Genomic DNA, 18,514 nt, shown 5'->3' with positions numbered 1-18,514 from the left:
CAATGTCACCTATTTTTTTGCATTTCATTATCACTAACAAAAATAAGAGATATAAAAAAAGCCGATAGCTCTAAGTGAACTATCAGCCTCATTGTATACCGATTTAAGTCCTATTAGATAGGGCGAGCAACGATATTGCGTGTTTCCAGCTTCACATCTTCAATGCGTACAGGAATGATATCATTGAGTTTATAAGCAGTTTCACCTTTCACAATGACGGTGCCTGTTTCTTGGCTACATTGAATTTCATCACGTACAGCATGTAAGAATGGCGCAGGAATAAAGGCAACAGCACCATTTTCAACTAGACGAACACGAACACCACCACGAGTAATATCGATAATTTCTGCATTAAATGGTGTTTCAGTGCCAGCAAAAGGTTTTAAGAAACGCGCATATAACCAATCACCCACATCGCGTTCGGCCATACGATTAGCGCGGCGACGCTCTGCAATACGAATACCATCTTCTTCTTGTGGTTTTTCAGCACTTTCTTTGCTGATAATCGCTTTAAGCAAACGGTGATTTAAAATATCACTGTACTTACGAATTGGTGAAGTCCATGTTGCGTAAGCTTCTAATCCTAAACCAAAGTGAGGACCTGGCTCAGCTTTGATTTCAGCAAAGTTTTGGAAGCGGCGAATACGGCTATCAAGGAATTGATTTGGCTGATTATCAAGCTCACGACGCAATTGGCAGAAACCTTCAAGCGTTAATAAACTTTCAGATGTAGTTTCAATACCGTTATCTTTTAATGTCTGCACAACTTGATCGATATAAAGTGGATCAAAGCCTGTATGAACGTTGTAAACGCCAAAACCTAAGTTTTTCGCCAGTACTTTTGCCGCACAGATATTGGCGGTGATCATCGCTTCTTCAACAATACGGTTTGCGATACGGCGTTTTTCTGCAACGATATCTAAAACATTGCCACCTTCATCAAGAATAAAACGGTAATCAGGGCGTTCTTTAAAGACCAGAGCATGTTTTTCACGCCATTCATGACGTTTTTCACACATCTCTTTTAATAACATCACTTGCTCATGAACAATCTCATTTTCAGGTTGCCATTGGGTATTTTCACCTTCTAACCAATCTGAAATATGGTCATAAACTAGCTTGGCTTTTGATTCTACCCACGCAGAATAGAAGTGAATATCTTCAAGCAATGAGCCATCTTCGGTAATACTCACTTGGCAAACTAATGCAGGACGTTTCTCATTAGGACGTAATGAGCAAATATTGTCTGACAGTTCGCGAGGCAACATTGGGATATTAAAGCCTGGCAGATAGTTAGTTAGCGCACGTTGTGCGGCAATTTTATCTAATTCACTATTAGGCAGAATATAAGCGGTTGGATCTGCAATAGCGATAAAGAGTGTGAGTTGACCGTTATCTTCTTTACGAATAAAGAGGGCGTCATCCATATCTTCTGTTGATGCACTATCAATAGTGACAAAGGAGAGAGAAGTCAGATCTTCACGAGGTAAAGTGTCATGTAATGTGAGCGCTTCGTCACCCATTTCAGGCGCATCACGTTCAAGCTGATGACGCATTAAGGTTACCCACCAAGGCGCAAAGTGATCGTCTTTATCGGTAATATAGTCTGTAATTTCAGCCTGAAAACCTTTATCACCTTTATTAAGTGGGTGACGACGCATTACGGCAACAGCCCAATCTTGATCAACAAAGCTATGTGTTAAGCCTTGAGCAGGACGGCAAGGAATAGCATCTTTTAAGAGAGGGTGATCAGGTACTATCCACAGACGGTTATCACCTTCTTTTTTCTGAATACGACCAACAAAACGCGTTAAGAAAGGTTCGACCAATTCTTCGGGCTCAACCGACTCTTTATCGCCGTTTGTATGAACGGCAGCAATAACTCTGTCGCCGTGCATCACTTTTTTCATTTGCGGAGGGGGAATAAAATAGCTTTTCTGACCATCAACTTCAAGGAAGCCAAAGCCTTTATCTGTTCCCTTTACAAGGCCTTCCACGCGCGGTGTTTGGGCATGGAGTTGCTGTTTTAGCTGTGCAAGCAGCGGATTGTCTTGAAACATATTTTTCCGGAAAGTCGGCAGTTTTAATAATAAAAGTGGGCAATAGTTTTATTCGATTGTGTGTAGTGACGCAAGTAATATCGCATCATAAAAACAGACAAATCGACAAATTTTCACTCGGGATCTGTTTTTTCTTTAAATTCACAAAGATCTTCGATAATACAAGAGCCACACCGTGGTTTTCGTGCAATGCAGGTATAACGACCATGAAGAATAAGCCAATGGTGACAATCAACCTTAAATTCTGCCGGAACAACCTTTAACAGTTTTTGTTCGACTTCATTGACATTTTTACCTGGGGCAAAACCTGTCCGATTACTCACTCTAAAGATATGTGTATCGACAGCGATTGTTGGCCAGCCAAATGCCGTGTTTAAAACGACATTGGCAGTTTTACGACCGACACCGGGTAAGGCTTCTAGGGCTTCTCTGTTTTCAGGTACTTCACTGTTATGTTTATCAACTAAGATTTGACACGTCTTAATCACATTTTCAGCTTTAGTATTATAGAGGCCGATGGTTTTAATGTATTTCTTAAGACCATCAACGCCTAAATTCAGTATTGCCTGTGGTGTATTGGCAACGGGGTAAAGCTTGGCTGTTGCTTTATTTACACTCACATCGGTTGCTTGTGCAGAGAGTAACACGGAGATCAATAGTTCAAACGGAGAGTCAAATTTTAGCTCTGTCGTAGGTTGCGGATTGTCATCACGCAACCGAGTTAGAATTTCAATACGTTTTGCTTGATTCATTATGCTCACAAATTAATTTTTGACGATATGACTACCACAGCCTTGTTCTTTTTCGTAAGTTTTCGTTGTCAAAGTGCTGCGCTTTTTCTGTCTTTCATCGATCAGGTATTTTGCTGCCAACATAAAGCCTAAGCCGATAAAAGCACCCGGTGGCAAAATGGCAAGTAAGAAGGGTGAGTCTAAATGTACTATCTCAATTCTTAATACTTGCGCCCATTCGCCTAATAGTAAATCTGCACCATCAAATAATGTACCGTTACCTAAAATTTCACGTATTGCACCTAAAACAAAGAGTGCCGCGGTTGCGCCTAATCCCATTGCTAAACCATCAATAGCGGAAGGAAAGACTTCATTTTTAGCGGCAAACGCTTCAGCACGACCAATAACAATACAGTTAGTGACGATCAATGGAATAAAGATCCCTAAAGATTGATATAAGCCGTAAGCATACGCATTGATTAGTAATTGCACAGCACTGACGACAGACGCAATTATCATAACATAAATTGGGATTCGAATTTCAGAAGGAACCCAACGACGTAAACTTGAAACCGCCACATTAGTACAAAAGAGCACTAATGTTGTTGCAAGCCCTAAGCCTAATGCGTTAGTGGCAGTAGAAGAAACAGCAAGTAAAGGACATAAACCCAGTAGTTGAACTAAAGCTGAGTTATTGGTCCATAACCCTTGTGAAAATAGCGTTTTGATAGAGTTCATCTTAATTCGCCTCACAGATAGGAAGTGTATCCAACTTCTCTGGTAAAGATTGTATTAGCCAAGCAGTGCGCTTTGATGAGTTAACAACAGCGCGAGGGGTGATCGTCGCGCCCGTGAATTGATCAAAATCGCCACCATCTTTTTTTACTGCCCAGTGCGGATCGTTTTCACTGGAAATGAATCTATTGCTCAATGTCGTGATCCAATCAGAAATACGTGTTTCAATTTTATCCCCTAACCCTGGTGTTTCATTATGAGCAGTAACACGTACACCAAGGACATTTGCTTTAAAGTCGGCGCCCACAAGAAGCTCAATTGCGCCTGAATATCCATCAGGAGCGGTAGATTCTAATGCGGCTGCAACAGGTTTACCGTCTAAACGAGCAACATAAAGCTTATGTGGTTTTGTATTCCCTAATTCAGGTGCCGTGAGTAGATAACAATCTTTAGAGAGATCGTTGTTATACATTGATTGTGGGATCACCTGATCTAATAATTTTTGTTTCTCTAAAGCGACTTGTTCTGCAATGGTGTCTGCGGTTAAGTGATAAACCACCGCAGTTAAGCCTGTCGTACAGGCAGCAAAGATAGCTAATGTTAACCCATGACGTTTTAAGATTTCGATCATCATTTTCTCCTTGGATTAATGTCCGTAAACACGAGGGCGTGTATAGCTATCAATGAGCGGTACGGCAATATTGGCAAGCAATACAGAGAAGGCGACTGCATCTGGATATCCGCCATAGACACGGATAATCCAAACTAATAAACCAATCATGCCCGCATAAATTAAACGCCCCTTAGGGGTTGTTGAGGCGCTAACTGGATCAGTCGCAATAAAGAAGGCTCCTAACATTGTTGCACCAGAGAAGAGCTGTAATAGCGGTTGTGAATAACGCGTAGGATCAATACCCCAGCTAATAACCGAACATAGTGCTAATACAGAAATCATCGCAACAGGGATATGCCAGCTAATAATGCGTTTATAAAGCAGGATTAATCCGCCAACTAAATAAGCGACATTCACCCATTGCCAGCCAATGCCTGCAAATTCACCTTGTAAAATAGGTGTCGCTAAGACTTCATTAATAGGGTGAGTTAATAAACCCGTTTTAAAGCTATCAAGAGGTGTTGCTTGTGTAATGCCATCGACAGAACGTCTTAAATCTTCAAGCGTTAAGCCAGAAGAGGTATGCCCTGTAAAGAAGATGCTTAAACTATCCATGACATTGTAAGAGACAGCCTGTAATTCAACGGGAGGCATCCAAGATGTCATTTGTACTGGGAATGAGATCAGCAAAACTACATAACCCACCATTGCGGGATTAAATGGATTTTGTCCTAAGCCGCCATAAATATGTTTTGCGATAACAATAGCAACAAAAGTACCTAAAACAATGATCCACCATGGCGCTAAAGGCGGAATACTAATGGCGAGCAATACACCAGTCAACAGCGCTGAATTGTCTTTCAGATAAAGTAAGGGATCTTCTTTTTTGAGCTTTACGCAAAGTGTTTCAGTAACAAGCGCCACGATAATAGCTAGCACAATTTGGTAAATGGTTCCTAAGCCAAAGAAATAGATCTGGCTTAAGATCCCCGGAAGTGCTGCTAATGTTACCCATAGCATAACTTGGCTGGTGGACTGTTGATTATGCGTAAAAGGTGAACTCGCAATTTTTAATTTACTATTGTTATTTTGTATTGGTCTGAATTTCATCTGTGATTAATCCAAGGTAACTTCTTCTTTATTAGCTCGACGTTGTTCGGCTTCTTTTTTGGCTTTTACTCTGGCAATTGCGGCAGCGACAGCGGCTTTACGCGGATCGACATCTTCCGCTTCAGCACTTTGAACAGGCGCTTCTACGCTTGATGATTGAGAAGCTTGTTGAGCTTTCTTAGCTTTAACACGAGCCAATGCGGCAGCGACAGCGGCTTTGCGCGGATCGACATCTTCCGCTTCAGCACTTTGAACAGGTGCTTCTACGGTTGATGATTGAGAAGCTTGTTGAGCTTTCTTAGCTTTAACACGAGCCAATGCGGCAGCGACAGCGGCTTTGCGCGGATCGACATCTTCCGCTTCAGCACTTTGAACAGGTGCTTCTACGGTTGATGATTGAGAAGCTTGTTGAGCTTTCTTAGCTTTAACACGAGCCAATGCGGCAGCGACAGCGGCTTTGCGTGGGTCAGCATCTTCGCTCTCACTCGCTGTATTCTCACTTGACGCTTCTAGTGCTTTTTGCTGTGCTAATTTAGCAGCCTGTTTTGCTCTGACTTCTTCTTTACGTTTTTTACGTGCGGCAATAGCGGCTGCATTATCTGGCTCTTCACCTGCTTTAACAGAAATAATTTTGCCGATACTTTGTTTCGCTTTTACGCGAGAAAGTGCGGATTGAACTTCACTGTGCTCTTCATCGTCAAGTTTAACTGCGGCACGTTGATGTCTTGCTTCACGTTCAAGTTTTTCTCGCTCCATACGTATTTTTTTCGCTTCAAAACGTGCTTTGGCTTCAGTCGCGCGTTTTGCTTCCGCATCAATTTCACGTATTTCTGCTTTTTCTTGGCGGTAGTATTGAACTAGTGGAATATTACTTGGGCAAACAAACGCACATGCACCACACTCAATACAATCAAATAAATTATGTTGTTGCGCTTTCTCATGCTCTTTACCTTTACTAAACCAGTAAAGTTGTTGAGGTAATAAACCACTAGGGCAAGCATCAACACAATGGCCACAACGGATACAGGCTTCTTCAAGGTTATCTGTATCCATCTCTTCAGCTGAAGGGATAAGTAGGCAGTTCGTTATCTTAACAACAGGGGCATTTAAGTCTGGTAAGGTAAAGCCCATTAATGGCCCACCCATAATCACCATTTGTTCAGAGCCTGCTACAAAGCCCGCTTGTTTTAATAACGAGTAAATCGGTGTACCTAAACGTGCCCAGAAGTTACCCGGTGTTTTGGCGCCATTACCTGTAACGGTGACGACACGCTCAATTAAAGGTTCATCATCGATAATTGCGCGTTTGATCGCGACAACAGTACCTACGTTTTGCATCAAAACGCCAATGTCAGATGAACGACCTCCCGATGGAACTTCTTTACCCGTTAAGATCTTGGTAAGTTGTTTAGCGCCACCTGATGGGTATTTTGTTGGGATAACACGAATGAAAATACGTTTTTCATCGGGCATCGCGTTTAATGCCTGTTTTAATGCCTCAATGGCTTCAGGCTTGTTATCTTCAATACCAATTAATACTTCATCAGGGGAGAGAAGGTGAATTAATACCTGACATCCGGCAATTACTTCATCAGCGTGTTCTTGCATTAAGCGATCGTCAGCGGTGATATAAGGTTCACATTCTGCTGCATTGATGATCAGTGTTTTAACGAGATCGCCACCACCTTTTAATTTTGATGCCGTTGGGAATCCTGCACCGCCTAATCCTGCAATACCAGCTTCATGAATACGGCTAAGTAATGTTTCTCTGCTTTCTAACTGGTAATTAATGATAGGTGATTTCTCTCTCCATTCATCTTTACCATCAGATTGGATCCTTACTGCAATTTCAGGTAAGCCAGAAGGGTGAGCACTTGGAAAAGGTTCTATTGCCGTAACGGTACCAGAGATAGATGCATGTACAGGTAATGTTCTGCCAACTCCTTTTGTTAAGGGTTGGCCTTTTAATACATGCTCACCTACGCTGACACAAAGTTGACCCGGTACACCTAAGTGCTGATGAATAGGAATAATGACTTCATCAGGTAATTGCGCTATACGCATGGGTGTACGACTTGACTGTAATTTCATTTCAGGAGGATGAATACCGCCTTTAAAATCCCAGATTTTATCTTTTTTAAATAACGAAAAGAGATTAAACATGAGCGCTATCCTCCGTCTTTAATGACGGTTCATCTTCAGGTGTTTCTTCAGGCTCTGCTGGAATGTTTTTAACAGGGATTGTGTTTAAATCCCATTTCCAGTTCGAGGTTGTGACTTTGACAGGAATCAAGGTTATACAATCAGTAGGGCAAGGAGGAACACATAAGTCACAGCCCGTACATAAGTCTTCAATAACGGTGTGCATAGCTCGTGTTGCGCCCACAATGGCATCAACAGGGCATGCTTGAATACACTTAGTACATCCTATGCAGTTATCTTCATCGATTAAGGCGACTTTTCTAATTGGATTTAATGCTTCTTCGTCACCATCAAGCGGTTGAGGATCAACACCCATCAACTCAGCGATTTTTAACATCACTTGTTCGCCACCCGGCGCACAACGGTTAATCATTTCACCATTGTTTGCGACTGCATCGGCATAAGGACGACAACCAGGATGACCACATTGTCCGCATTGGCTTTGTGGTAATATCGCGTCAATTTTTTCGACAATAGGATCTTCTTCCACTTTAAAACGACGTGCGGAATAGCCCAAAATTAGCCCAAAGATAAGACCTAGCGCACCCAGTACGCCAATTGCTATCCATAAAGAATTCATTACAGTTTCACCAAACCACTAAAACCCATAAAGGCAAGAGACATTAAACCTGCGGTAATTAAACCGATTGAAGCACCTTTAAATGGCGCGGGTACATTGGCGACCGCTAATCGTTCTCTAATGGCGGCAAATAATACCATTACAAGAGAGAAACCGACGGCTGCACCAAAACCATAAACGGCAGATTGCATAAAGGTGTGGGCTTGATTGATATTTAATAACGCAACACCTAAGACGGCACAGTTTGTGGTAATTAAAGGTAAGAAGATCCCTAACAAACGATAGAGTGTCGGGCTTGTTTTTCTTACGACCATTTCAGTGAATTGTACAACTACTGCAATAACTAAGATAAAGCTCAGTGTGCGTAAATAAAGTAAGTCCAAAGGGACTAAAATAAAATTATCCATCAGCCAAGAACTAATCGAGGCGAGCGTCATAACAAAGGTCGTCGCAAATCCCATACCAATCGCGGTTTCTAATTTTTTTGATACACCCATAAATGGGCATAAACCTAGGAATTTGACGAGTACAAAGTTATTCACCAATACGGTGCCGACGAATAGAAGCAAGTAATCAGTCATTGTTATGCCAAAATTGTTAAACAGAGAAACAAAAAGCCTCCAGAAATAAAGAGGCTAAACAAGCGTATATAATATCAAGGGTAAAGGTGTGAAGTTATCGAAGTTGTGTGAAAGTTTCACGAACACGCTTAGCATACTTGATATAAGGCACAAAACAGACTGTCGAGAAGACCGACCATAGAAGGGATTTTAACGCTGTTTGATCGTCAACAGGAGCAAAACCAAAGCTTTTAATGGCTAAGAGTAAGTTAATCAATAACCACAAAATAAATAGTCGTGGAAAATTTTGAGCGCGATAAAAAAATTGTCTTAACAGATATAACGTAAAGGCAAACATCACCCATGTTGTTAATGCAGAAAGATACCAACTAGAGAGCAAATGAAAAGGAAGCTGGTGGAGGATCGAAAAATCTGAAAAATATTTAATAACATAGAGAACTGACATCAATCCAGAGCCAATAATCGACAAAATCATATACGCCAATGGCGCAAGCAACCATCCTGTAATCGGCGCTTTGCCTGAATGGTTATTCGACGTGTTTGCTTTGAGATCAAATTTCATTAATTAATTATTCCTACCTGTGTGTACAGAACTAAACGAGATATTATCACAAACTTTGTTATTATTTATTTAGCTACAAAAGTGAAAGTGATTTTTGTTAATAAAAAAACATATAAAAATAGGATAGGGTGATGACAATTAAACTCAATGTTGGAATTATCGGATATGGCTATGCAAGTAAAACCTTTCATGCTCCGCTAATAACAACAACCGATGGCTTAAATCTTAGTGCAATTTCAAGCTCTGATGAAAATAAAGTTAAACAAGATTTTCCTCACATTACGGTTTATGCAGATCCTCAAACACTTATTAATGATCCCTCAATAGACTTAATCATTATTCCAACGCCAAATAATACTCACTATTCACTGGCTTCACAGGCTCTGGCAAAAGGTAAACATGTTATTGTTGATAAACCGTTTACACTGACACTGGAAGAAGCTGAAAAATTAACTCAGCAAGCAACAGATGCTGGTAAACTTCTTTCCGTCTTTCATAATCGTCGTTGGGATTCAGGCTTTTTAACCGTTAAAAAGCTTTTAGCTGATAAAACACTCGGTGAAGTTAGTGCATACGAAGCCCATTTTGATCGTTTTCGCCCAACTGTACGTCAACGTTGGCGAGAAGATGCCGGAATTGGAGGCGGGCTTTGGTACGATCTCGCTCCTCATGTTCTTGACCAAGCGATTTGTTTATTTGGTGAACCTAAAGCGATTACTGCTGATATTGCTCAGTTACGCCCTAATGCAAAAAATGCCGATTACTTTCATGCATTACTAGAATATGAAAATCTTAGAGTTGTTCTTCATGCTTCTATGTTAGTTGCGTCTCCAACACCTATTTTTGCTATTCATGGGACAAAAGGAAGTTATGTTAAGTATGGTTTAGATACCCAAGAAGATGCCTTAAAAGCAGGTTATCTTCCTAACCAAACATATAATTGGGGAATGGATAATAGTGATGGTGAATTAACAACATTGTCAGATTCTGGAGAGTTAGAGACAACAACACTGGCAACACTCTCTGGTGATTACCCCGCTTATTACCAACAAATTTATCGTGCAATTACATTGGGTGAAGAAAACCCTGTTACGCCAATACAAGCAACAGCCATTATGCGTTTGATTGAAGCTGGCGAAATTTCTAATCGTTTAAAACAAACTATTACGCTGTAAGCCAAAGGGAGCGCTAAATCTAATGTCTTGGTGGCAAAAATTAAAACTCGATCCTTTTCTCATGATAATGATTTGTGTGGTGACGCTAGCAACGCTACTACCCGCACAAGGTGATATTAAAGTCTTGTTCCAATATCTTACGACCGGTGCGATAGCATTGCTGTTCTTCTTGCATGGTGCGAAGCTTTCTAGAGAGGCGATATTAGCAGGACTTGGACATTGGCGTTTACATCTTACTGTATTTACCAGTACCTTTATTCTTTTCCCTATTTTGGGGCTCGGATTACAAGTTATTGTGCCCGAATGGATGTCACCCACTGTCTATATGGGTTTTTTATATCTTTGTGCGTTACCAGCGACGGTTCAATCTGCCATTGCCTTTACTTCTGTGGCAGGGGGAAATGTCGCAGCTGCTATTTGTAGTGCATCTGCATCTAGTATTCTGGGTGTTTTTCTTTCACCCGTATTAGTCGGTTTTTTAATGCAAACGCAAGGCTCTGCGAATGATTTTGATACTGCTGGGGCGATTCAATCGATCTTACTGCAATTGATGGTGCCTTTTATTATTGGTCACTTATCACGCCCTTTAATTGGTCGTTGGGTTGATAAGCATAAGAAATTAGTTAATAGAACGGATCGTTCTTCTATTTTGCTGGTGGTTTATGTGGCGTTTAGTGAGGCGGTTGTTGAAGGGATCTGGCATAAAATTGACGGTTGGTCACTATTAACGATTGCAGGAGTGAGTTGTATTCTGTTAGCGATTGTTATTTTTGTGAACGTGTACAGTGCAAGATTGCTTGGTTTTAATAAAGAAGATGAAATCACTATTGTTTTTTGTGGATCTAAAAAGAGCTTAGCAAATGGTGTGCCTATGGCGAATGTGTTATTTCCAGCAGCAACTGTTGGGGTAATGTTATTGCCATTAATGATCTTCCATCAGATCCAATTAATGGTTTGTGCTGTGTTAGCGCAGCGCTATGCCAATCAAGGTAAAAGAGCAGAGAAAAAATAATGAATTTAAGCTGGTGGATACAATAACGTTAAGTGAATATTGATTATTGGGTTCATTAGGAAAAACGGCATCGATTTAACAATTAATCGGTGCTTTTTTTATTTATTGAGCTTTTTCTTTATTCTCTTTTTCGTCTGATAGCGATTGATATTTTGATTTAAACGGAAGGGCTAAACCCAGTGTAAAAAAGACTAAAAATACAAGCCCCATATTTAAATAGTCAGATTTATTATTTTTCACATCAACCTTTAATTCACAATCGATGGGTTCTAACTGATCGTTGATATTATATTTGCCTTGGTAAAGTTCATTAAGCATTGTCTGTGCTTGCTCAAATTCTTTATAGTTGACGAGTAATTTTACCCCCCCAGTCGCTTGAGCATACACTTGGTTATTCCAAACAATATTTTCATCTAAAAGGATCGCATCAATGCCTTCTGATTGAAGAAAACCTGCTTCAATAGAAGCATCAATTGGTGATAGATATTGTGCTAATAATTTATATTGACCTCTTGTCGGATGAATATTCCACATAGCTTTTCCTTAATGATTAATAGCCCCTTGAAAATTAATTCTAGCCTAAGAGCCATTAATCATTCCATCCATTTTCAATAAATATAAAAAACCACCTGATAAACAGGTGGTTTTAATCAAAAAGCGATCAAATCTTAACGTGAGCTTACTTTCTTAATTAATGCGTCACGTTCTGCTTGGCTAATAAATGCCATTCTTAAGCCATTAATCTGTGTTTGGCGGATTTGCTCTGGCGTTAATCCAGCAGCAGGCGCCGCAACGGTATATTCGTGTTTTAGCTCAATACCCTCAACCGCAGGATCATCGGTATTAAGAGAGGCAATAATGCCATGCTCTAAAAATGTTTTTAAAGGATGCTCTGCTAACGAATTGATAGTACTAGTTTGAATATTTGACGTTAAGCAAGACTCAATACCAATTTGATGCTCGGCAAGGTAATCCATTAAGCGTGGATCTTCAATCGCTTTAACACCATGACCAATACGACTTGCACCCAATTCTTTAATGGCATGCCAGATACTTTCTGCACCCGCCGCTTCACCAGCATGAACCGTAATATTCCAGCCAGTATCACGAGCACGATTAAAATGAGGTTGGAATAAATGACCAGGAAAACCTAATTCATCACCGGCTAAATCAAGCGCTGTAATTTTATCTTGATGTTTTAGTAAGCCATTTAATTCTTGTTGGCAGGCGTTTTCACCAAAGGTACGGCTTAAAATACCGATTAAACGAATATCTACATCGTGTGATTGTCGTGCGCTTTGTACACCATCAACAATGGCTTCCACGACACCTTCAACCGGTAATTGATGTTTCATTGCCATATAATAAGGTGAGAATCGCAGCTCAGCGTAATCGATACCAGCATTAACCACATCTACTACGTTTTCATAAGCAACACGATGACATGCGTCTAAATCAGCTAAAACCGCCACACCCCAATCTAATTTTTGTAAAAAGCTAACAAGGCTTGGCTCATTTTTTGTAATTTGTACATGAGGGCGCAATGCTTCTAATTCATAAGCTGGTAGCGCAATATTATGTTGTTTTGCTAACTCTAAAATAGTTTGAGGGCGGATATTACCATCTAAATGGCGATGTAAATCGGTTAAAGGCAACTGTGTGTCAATCACGCGTTATTTTCCTTTTAATAGAAATAATGAAAATCTATCGTTTATAGTGATTTTCTTATAATCGGGTAAATATAAATGAGTTGTAGATAATTATGACTGATTTTTGTTTTATTCACTAATAAATAAACTTAAATTGGCTATTTTTAAAACTGAAAATGCAGTTTTTTCTCAATTTTAAGTTAAAAAATAAAAAATGGGAAAAAGACGTGTTTATTTATTAGCTACAATATTCAATGTAATTGACGTGTATTATCAGGTTAATTGATACATTAAAAATTAAGTTTAAAAATATTTATCATTATAATTGAAATGTCTTATCAGTTATTTTGATAGGTTTGAAAGGGGGAAGTGAGTAAAAAATAACTGAAATATCATTTTGTTATGGTTTGCTTTAATAGGTGGCTTGTTTGTCACGGGTTAAAGCAATTGAATAAAGAATGAAAAGATTATTTTTATAAAAATAACAAAGTTTGTTTTTTCTTGAATTTATTTATATACATAAAATAGAACTAAAAAATAAAATATCTCTTTTATTAAATAAGGGATAAAGAATAGGGAATTAACGCCATAATAGATTGCTGTTAAATAAATATATTCAACTGAATGTAATTATTTCCACAATGATTTTTTAATAGAAACCTAATTATTTTAAATTAAGGCATATAAATATGAATGAGAATTCTGATTTCAGTTTTGAAAAGAAAAATGATAATATACAACACCAATTAATGTCCAAAATACTTCCGCCTTCATCCGCAAATAATCTTAGTTATGGCTCACAAGTCGTTACGGGTGATGGCACGATTGCGTTAGATTTAGTTGTCGTGATTGATACCAGTGGTTCTATGTCTGATGAGTCGTCAGATTTAAGTAAAGATATTGATATTGCAATACAAAAAGCACTGGAAAATTGCCCATCAAAACTTCGGGTGACTTTTTTAGGTATTGAAGGTACATGGGATGATACTAAATTTGATCAATCAGCTAGTGACTATTTAAAAGCGCTAGGCGTACCTGAAAGTCGCTTACAGGCAAGAAAGCCTTTTAAAGAGGCTGATGGGCGTGATCATGCGGGTAATAAAGAAGATTTATGTCGTGCAGTGATTGATTTAAGTAAGCATTTTGATTGGCGTGATGGTGCTCGTCGTGCTGTTTTTGTTTTGGGTGATGAAGGTATGGAAGGTGGCGGAGGTATATTGACCAACGCGGCAAAGATAAAAAATGACGAAGCGATTGCTGTTGCCCAACAAGAAAAAGTCAAAGTATATACCTACCAAGGAACGCCAGACGATAGTGCAACGAACCTCGATCGTTTCCCAAGTGTGGCTGATAGAGATCGCGTAACAAAAGAGTATATACGTTTAGCGGAGCAAACAGGGGGACGCTCGTATATTTACACCACAGGCATTGCGAATTTCTCTTTAGTATTACAAGAAATTCTCTGTGATAGTTTGACACTACCGAACATTCCTAAGCCGAATGAAAAAACATCTAGCTGTAGTCAGGTCTGCGCACAATTCACGTCTATTATGTCAACAGTAAATACGCTTGCTGGAATAGTTAATAAAGCCATTGATTCTTGTTGCAAAGAGGAATGGAATAATCACCATGTTCTGGTTAAAGATCGCGATTGTTAATTAAAATACGATGCTAAAAAAACACCCCATTATGTTATTCACAAATGGGGTGTTTATTTATTTTTTACCAGCTTATTGTTTTAACAGATGATTGTTTTAACAACGTACCGTTCTAACAAAAAGTTAATTATTGAGCTTGTGCTGGTTGCTCAGGAATTAAGATTTCTTGTTCTTCGATAATAGCTGGATCTTCAGTGATTTCTTCTTGATAACCTTCTTCTGAATAATCAGAATCATCGTAATCATAAGATGATGCACCCATACCGAATAACATTGCTGCTAAACCTAACATTTGAGGAGCTTGGGTCACTTCCATAAATTCATCAAAAGTATAAGTTTTACCATTCATGGTAAATTTATCAGCAGCATAGTTCAGTTTCATGTTTAATGCGTTACCATCTTGAGCCAGTAACATCAGTGGTAATGCATCTTTCTCGTCTTGAGAAATTTGGTTGATATTTTGCTGTAGCTCAGTTTTTAACTGTTCAATATCAGCCGCTGTTGTTGCTTCGATCTCTTTTTTATCTTCATCTGTTAATGCGGTTTCTTGGTAACGAGCCGCATCAAGATATTGAGTGGTGTTACGGAATTCAGCTAACATTGGAAGAGATAAATCAACATTGAAATCAATGTTTTTAAACAGATAGTTAAATAACTCTGCTGGTGATTTCTCTTGGCTTTCTAATACTTTAACGTTAAAAGCATTTAAGTCTAAGTTAAAGGCTAACTTACTTGCACCGCTTTTATTTGTTAAAGAGGCTTCATCGATACGGAAAACTAAGCCTTTTTCCAGAACATCACGAACGGCTTGTTCAACCATTTCTGAACTATCGAAATGATTTTTATTCCACGGTAACAATGAGTTGTTATAAACTTTGGTTAATAACAACATAGCATCTGGATCAGCTTTATCAATTGAATAGCCAAATTTACCTGCACCAAATTCGAATCCTGCAACATTTAGTGACTTAAAGTAATAAGTTTGAGAGATGTTAAAGAGCTTATCTTTGATATCACTTTTGGTTGTCAGAGAAAAATCTTTCAGCGAGAAATCAGACGCTTTGTCTTTACTGGTATGTGCAATTTCAGCAAAACTTAATAACTGCTCATTAAATAAGTATTGATCGTTATTAACTTTTGTTCCTGCAACAGAACCCGCGATATTTTTAATTGTGAAAGTTTCTTCACCTTCTTTAGTCACAACAACTTGGTCACCTTTAACTTTGGTTGTGAAGTTTGTTGCATCTTTATCTGATGAGAATTCAACCGTTAGAGGCGTCGTTTTAACGGTGTCACCATTTTCAGTAAAATCGATAGGATTTAGTTTCGCTTCACCTGAAACTCCACCATCGAATGCTAAAGAAGTATGGATATCAAAAATAGATTTCTCTTTAGTCAGTTTGAATAATTCTTTCGTTGTATCATTGTTGACTAACGTATTATTCATTGCTGCTAATTTGGGTGCTAAATTAAACTTAGCCAGATCAGAAAGAGGGAATGGACCATGATCAATATCGGTAGTGAAGATAACTTCTTCTACTTTTTTCTCTTGGTCTGCATCACTAGCATCTTTTGAAATCACGACAGCAAAGTCTGCATTAGAGGTAAAAACCCCTTTCTTATAGTCACGAATTTCAAGTTTAACATCAGCGCCAAATTGTGCATTTTTAGCAAGTTGCGCTAATTGGACATTAGCTAGTTTCGTTTCTTCCTGTAAGCGACTTTCAATTTTGCTGCCCATGTACCACGACGCACCAGTCCAAACAACACCCAGTGCGACGATAACACCAACAGCGACAAGCGATTTCTTCATAATTCTAGTCCATCCTCTGTGTACATCCGGCGATGTACGTTATAAAGGCTGTTTTGTAACCCTTAAACAACCCGATAAATTGGTGATAAATTTTACTAAATTTAAATATAGATAATCCACATATGTACATCGCCATCTATATTAACCGTAAATATAGATTTAGTGGAATAAAATCGCAATCAGAACTTACTTAGTTACTCGCTAACATAATGAGTTTAAAGCAAAATGAATATGATTTATAAGGTAAATAAAATAAGCATTAAAAACATCTTTTTTTACTCTTTTTTCAATTTAGACAATATTTAATTGTGATGTAATTCTATTTATGATGAATAATAAAGGCTCATAATAAGTATGGATATAAATATGAAAGCTTAAATAATAATGTTGGCAATGAAATAAGGTCGCCAACCGTATTTTTCTAAAAAAATCAACAGATTTCATTCTGTTATAAATTTCATAAGCTCGCTTTAGCTCTCATATTTATTATTCTGTTTATGGCATGATACTGGTATCCGAGTTATTTACTAGAAAGTGATTCGGAATTAATCAATTATTCTGTGTACTTAAGGAGATTGAAATGGCAGCCACTCGCATTGAAAAAGACTCAATGGGGCAAATCGAAGTACCTGCTGACCAGTTATGGGGAGCTCAAACGCAGCGTTCTCTTGAACACTTCCGTATTTCAGTTGAAAAAATGCCTGTTGCACTTATCCATGCGCTTGCTATCACGAAGAAAGCAGCCGCTGGTGTTAACATGGATTTAGGTTTATTACCAAAAGAGCGCGCTGATGCAATTATCGCCGCAGCAGATGAAGTGCTTGCAGGTAAACACCCAACTGAATTCCCATTAGCAATCTGGCAGACCGGTTCTGGCACTCAATCAAACATGAATATGAATGAAGTGTTAGCTAACCGTGGTAGTGAGATACTTGGTGGTATCCGTGGCATGGAACGCAAAATCCATCCGAATGATGATGTTAACAAAAGTCAAAGTTCAAATGATGTGTTCCCAACTGCCATGCATGTCGCTGCTGTTATTGCATTACGTCAGGATTTACTGCCAGAATTAAAATCACTGCTGAAAGTATTCAAAGAGAAAGCAGAAGCTTTCCATGATATCGTTAAAATTGGTCGTACTCACCTGCAAGATGCGACACCACTGACATTAGGTCAAGAGATCTCTGGTTGGGCTGCTATGCTTGAGCACAGCATCAAACATATCAATGATTCCGTTCCTCATGTTTGTGAATTAGCGCTCGGTGGTACAGCAGTGGGTACGGGGTTAAATACCCATCCAGAATATGCTGTTCGCGTTGCTAAGCGTATCGCTGAATTATCTGGCCAGCCTTTTGTAACGGCTCCTAATAAATTTGAAGCATTAGCAACTTGTGATGCATTAGTTCATTCACACGGTGCATTGAAAGGTTTAGCTGCATCATTAATGAAGATTGCTAACGACGTGCGTTGGTTAGCTTCTGGCCCTCGTTGTGGTATTGGCGAAATCGCTATCCCTGAAAACGAACCAGGTAGTTCAATCATGCCAGGTAAAGTTAACCCAACACAATGTGAAGCATTAACAATGTTATGTGCTCAAGTTATGGGTAATGACGTTGCTATTAATATTGGTGGCGCATCAGGTAACTTTGAACTGAACGTTTATCGCCCAATGATCATTGATAACTTCTTACAATCAGTCCGTTTATTGGCTGATGGTATGCGTAGTTTCAATGAGCACTGTGCAATTGGTATTGAGCCAAACCGTGAACGTATTAATAAACTACTGCATGAATCATTGATGCTAGTTACTGCGTTAAATACTCATATCGGTTACGATAAAGCCGCTGAAATTGCTAAGAAAGCGCATAAAGAAGGCTTAACGCTAAAAGAATCTGCATTGAAACTGAACTATCTGACATCGGAAGAATTCGATAGCTGGGTACGTCCAGAAGATATGGTTGGTAGCATGAAAAAATAAGTGTTAAATACACTTATTTAACCGATATTAAATCCCGCTATAATGGCGGGATTTT

General features: G+C 39.0%; 16 protein-coding genes. 4 read left to right on the top strand and 12 right to left on the bottom strand.

What is annotated here, in order from left to right; all coding sequences use genetic code 11:
* Window positions 1–113: 113 nt before the first annotated feature.
* The 9 genes from ABN212_RS06330 to ABN212_RS06290 all read right to left on the bottom strand — a co-directional run bounded on the left by ABN212_RS06330 (window position 114) and on the right by ABN212_RS06290 (window position 9,174).
* Window positions 114–2,060: an exoribonuclease II gene (locus ABN212_RS06330; protein ID WP_349443013.1), complete on the bottom strand. Its 1,947-nt coding sequence runs from the start codon at window positions 2,058–2,060 to the stop codon at window positions 114–116.
* Window positions 2,061–2,173: 113 nt separating this feature from the next.
* Window positions 2,174–2,812, bottom strand: coding sequence for an endonuclease III (nth, locus tag ABN212_RS06325; protein ID WP_109372352.1), 639 nt, complete (start codon window positions 2,810–2,812; stop codon window positions 2,174–2,176).
* A gap of 12 nt (window positions 2,813–2,824) precedes the next feature.
* Window positions 2,825–3,529: an electron transport complex subunit E gene (locus tag ABN212_RS06320; protein ID WP_198619555.1), complete on the bottom strand. Its 705-nt coding sequence runs from the start codon at window positions 3,527–3,529 to the stop codon at window positions 2,825–2,827.
* 1 nt (window position 3,530) lies between these two features.
* Window positions 3,531–4,157 (bottom strand): electron transport complex subunit RsxG, encoded by a 627-nt coding sequence (gene rsxG, locus ABN212_RS06315; RefSeq protein ID WP_349443012.1) that lies wholly within the window; start codon window positions 4,155–4,157, stop codon window positions 3,531–3,533.
* 15 nt (window positions 4,158–4,172) lie between these two features.
* Window positions 4,173–5,249: an electron transport complex subunit RsxD gene (gene rsxD, locus ABN212_RS06310; protein ID WP_196533221.1), complete on the bottom strand. Its 1,077-nt coding sequence runs from the start codon at window positions 5,247–5,249 to the stop codon at window positions 4,173–4,175.
* Window positions 5,250–5,255: 6 nt separating this feature from the next.
* Entirely contained in the window at window positions 5,256–7,412 is a 2,157-nt protein-coding gene (rsxC, locus tag ABN212_RS06305; protein WP_349443011.1) for an electron transport complex subunit RsxC, read from the bottom strand.
* Window positions 7,405–8,031 carry an electron transport complex subunit RsxB gene (gene rsxB, locus ABN212_RS06300; protein WP_198629888.1) on the bottom strand — a complete coding sequence of 209 codons (627 nt, stop codon included), beginning with the start codon at window positions 8,029–8,031 and terminating at the stop codon, window positions 7,405–7,407. Before rsxB ends, rsxC begins: the two co-directional genes overlap by 8 nt.
* The gene (rsxA, locus tag ABN212_RS06295; protein WP_006536930.1) at window positions 8,031–8,612 is read right to left on the bottom strand and encodes an electron transport complex subunit RsxA; all 582 of its coding nucleotides are present in this window, start codon (window positions 8,610–8,612) and stop codon (window positions 8,031–8,033) included. The genes rsxB and rsxA overlap by 1 nt, the downstream gene beginning before the upstream one ends.
* A 94-nt stretch (window positions 8,613–8,706) precedes the next feature.
* Complete coding sequence (locus tag ABN212_RS06290; protein WP_198619552.1) at window positions 8,707–9,174, bottom strand: DUF2569 domain-containing protein; 468 nt, start codon at window positions 9,172–9,174, stop codon at window positions 8,707–8,709.
* Between the two features lie 131 nt (window positions 9,175–9,305).
* Here ABN212_RS06290 and ABN212_RS06285 point away from each other — a divergent pair, with 131 nt between their 5' ends.
* Window positions 9,306–10,349, top strand: coding sequence for an oxidoreductase (locus tag ABN212_RS06285; protein WP_349443010.1), 1,044 nt, complete (start codon window positions 9,306–9,308; stop codon window positions 10,347–10,349).
* A 22-nt stretch (window positions 10,350–10,371) separates the two neighbouring features.
* Window positions 10,372–11,361: a bile acid:sodium symporter family protein gene (locus ABN212_RS06280; RefSeq protein ID WP_198619550.1), complete on the top strand. Its 990-nt coding sequence runs from the start codon at window positions 10,372–10,374 to the stop codon at window positions 11,359–11,361.
* A gap of 102 nt (window positions 11,362–11,463) precedes the next feature.
* Here the strand turns inward: ABN212_RS06280 and ABN212_RS06275 are convergent, their stop codons facing one another.
* On the bottom strand, window positions 11,464–11,895 hold the full coding sequence (locus ABN212_RS06275; RefSeq protein WP_349443009.1) for a hypothetical protein: 432 nt from the start codon (window positions 11,893–11,895) through the stop codon (window positions 11,464–11,466).
* 134 nt (window positions 11,896–12,029) lie between these two features.
* Window positions 12,030–13,031: an adenosine deaminase gene (gene add, locus ABN212_RS06270; RefSeq protein ID WP_198619548.1), complete on the bottom strand. Its 1,002-nt coding sequence runs from the start codon at window positions 13,029–13,031 to the stop codon at window positions 12,030–12,032.
* A 668-nt stretch (window positions 13,032–13,699) separates the two neighbouring features.
* Between add and ABN212_RS06265 the strand changes: the two genes are divergently transcribed.
* Window positions 13,700–14,668 carry a VWA domain-containing protein gene (locus ABN212_RS06265; protein ID WP_198632705.1) on the top strand — a complete coding sequence of 323 codons (969 nt, stop codon included), beginning with the start codon at window positions 13,700–13,702 and terminating at the stop codon, window positions 14,666–14,668.
* A 127-nt stretch (window positions 14,669–14,795) separates the two neighbouring features.
* On the opposite strand, the gene ABN212_RS06260 is transcribed toward ABN212_RS06265, so the two are convergent.
* Window positions 14,796–16,481, bottom strand: coding sequence for a YdgA family protein (locus tag ABN212_RS06260; protein ID WP_198619546.1), 1,686 nt, complete (start codon window positions 16,479–16,481; stop codon window positions 14,796–14,798).
* A 580-nt stretch (window positions 16,482–17,061) separates the two neighbouring features.
* Here ABN212_RS06260 and fumC point away from each other — a divergent pair.
* On the top strand, window positions 17,062–18,459 hold the full coding sequence (fumC, locus tag ABN212_RS06255) for a class II fumarate hydratase (RefSeq protein WP_198619545.1): 1,398 nt from the start codon (window positions 17,062–17,064) through the stop codon (window positions 18,457–18,459).
* Window positions 18,460–18,514 lie beyond the last annotated feature (55 nt).

The organism is Proteus genomosp. 6, assembly GCF_040139785.1.
GTDB lineage: Bacteria > Pseudomonadota > Gammaproteobacteria > Enterobacterales > Enterobacteriaceae > Proteus.
Note: the sequence above shows the minus strand (reverse complement) of the source record. Positions and strands in the feature narration are given on the sequence as shown.

Bases quoted from the DNA above. Each gene is read 5' to 3' on its own strand.
- ABN212_RS06330 (WP_349443013.1), bottom strand. From the start codon at position 2,060: ATGTTTCAAGACAATCCGCTGCTTGCACAGCTAAAACAGCAACTCCAT.
- nth (WP_109372352.1), bottom strand. From the start codon at position 2,812: ATGAATCAAGCAAAACGTATTGAAATTCTAACTCGGTTGCGTGATGAC.
- ABN212_RS06320 (WP_198619555.1), bottom strand. From the start codon at position 3,529: ATGAACTCTATCAAAACGCTATTTTCACAAGGGTTATGGACCAATAAC.
- rsxG (WP_349443012.1), bottom strand. From the start codon at position 4,157: ATGATCGAAATCTTAAAACGTCATGGGTTAACATTAGCTATCTTTGCT.
- rsxD (WP_196533221.1), bottom strand. From the start codon at position 5,249: ATGAAATTCAGACCAATACAAAATAACAATAGTAAATTAAAAATTGCG.
- rsxC (WP_349443011.1), bottom strand. From the start codon at position 7,412: ATGTTTAATCTCTTTTCGTTATTTAAAAAAGATAAAATCTGGGATTTT.
- rsxB (WP_198629888.1), bottom strand. From the start codon at position 8,031: ATGAATTCTTTATGGATAGCAATTGGCGTACTGGGTGCGCTAGGTCTT.
- rsxA (WP_006536930.1), bottom strand. From the start codon at position 8,612: ATGACTGATTACTTGCTTCTATTCGTCGGCACCGTATTGGTGAATAAC.
- ABN212_RS06290 (WP_198619552.1), bottom strand. From the start codon at position 9,174: ATGAAATTTGATCTCAAAGCAAACACGTCGAATAACCATTCAGGCAAA.
- ABN212_RS06285 (WP_349443010.1), top strand. From the start codon at position 9,306: ATGACAATTAAACTCAATGTTGGAATTATCGGATATGGCTATGCAAGT.
- ABN212_RS06280 (WP_198619550.1), top strand. From the start codon at position 10,372: ATGTCTTGGTGGCAAAAATTAAAACTCGATCCTTTTCTCATGATAATG.
- ABN212_RS06275 (WP_349443009.1), bottom strand. From the start codon at position 11,895: ATGTGGAATATTCATCCGACAAGAGGTCAATATAAATTATTAGCACAA.
- ABN212_RS06265 (WP_198632705.1), top strand. From the start codon at position 13,700: ATGAATGAGAATTCTGATTTCAGTTTTGAAAAGAAAAATGATAATATA.
- ABN212_RS06260 (WP_198619546.1), bottom strand. From the start codon at position 16,481: ATGAAGAAATCGCTTGTCGCTGTTGGTGTTATCGTCGCACTGGGTGTT.
- fumC (WP_198619545.1), top strand. From the start codon at position 17,062: ATGGCAGCCACTCGCATTGAAAAAGACTCAATGGGGCAAATCGAAGTA.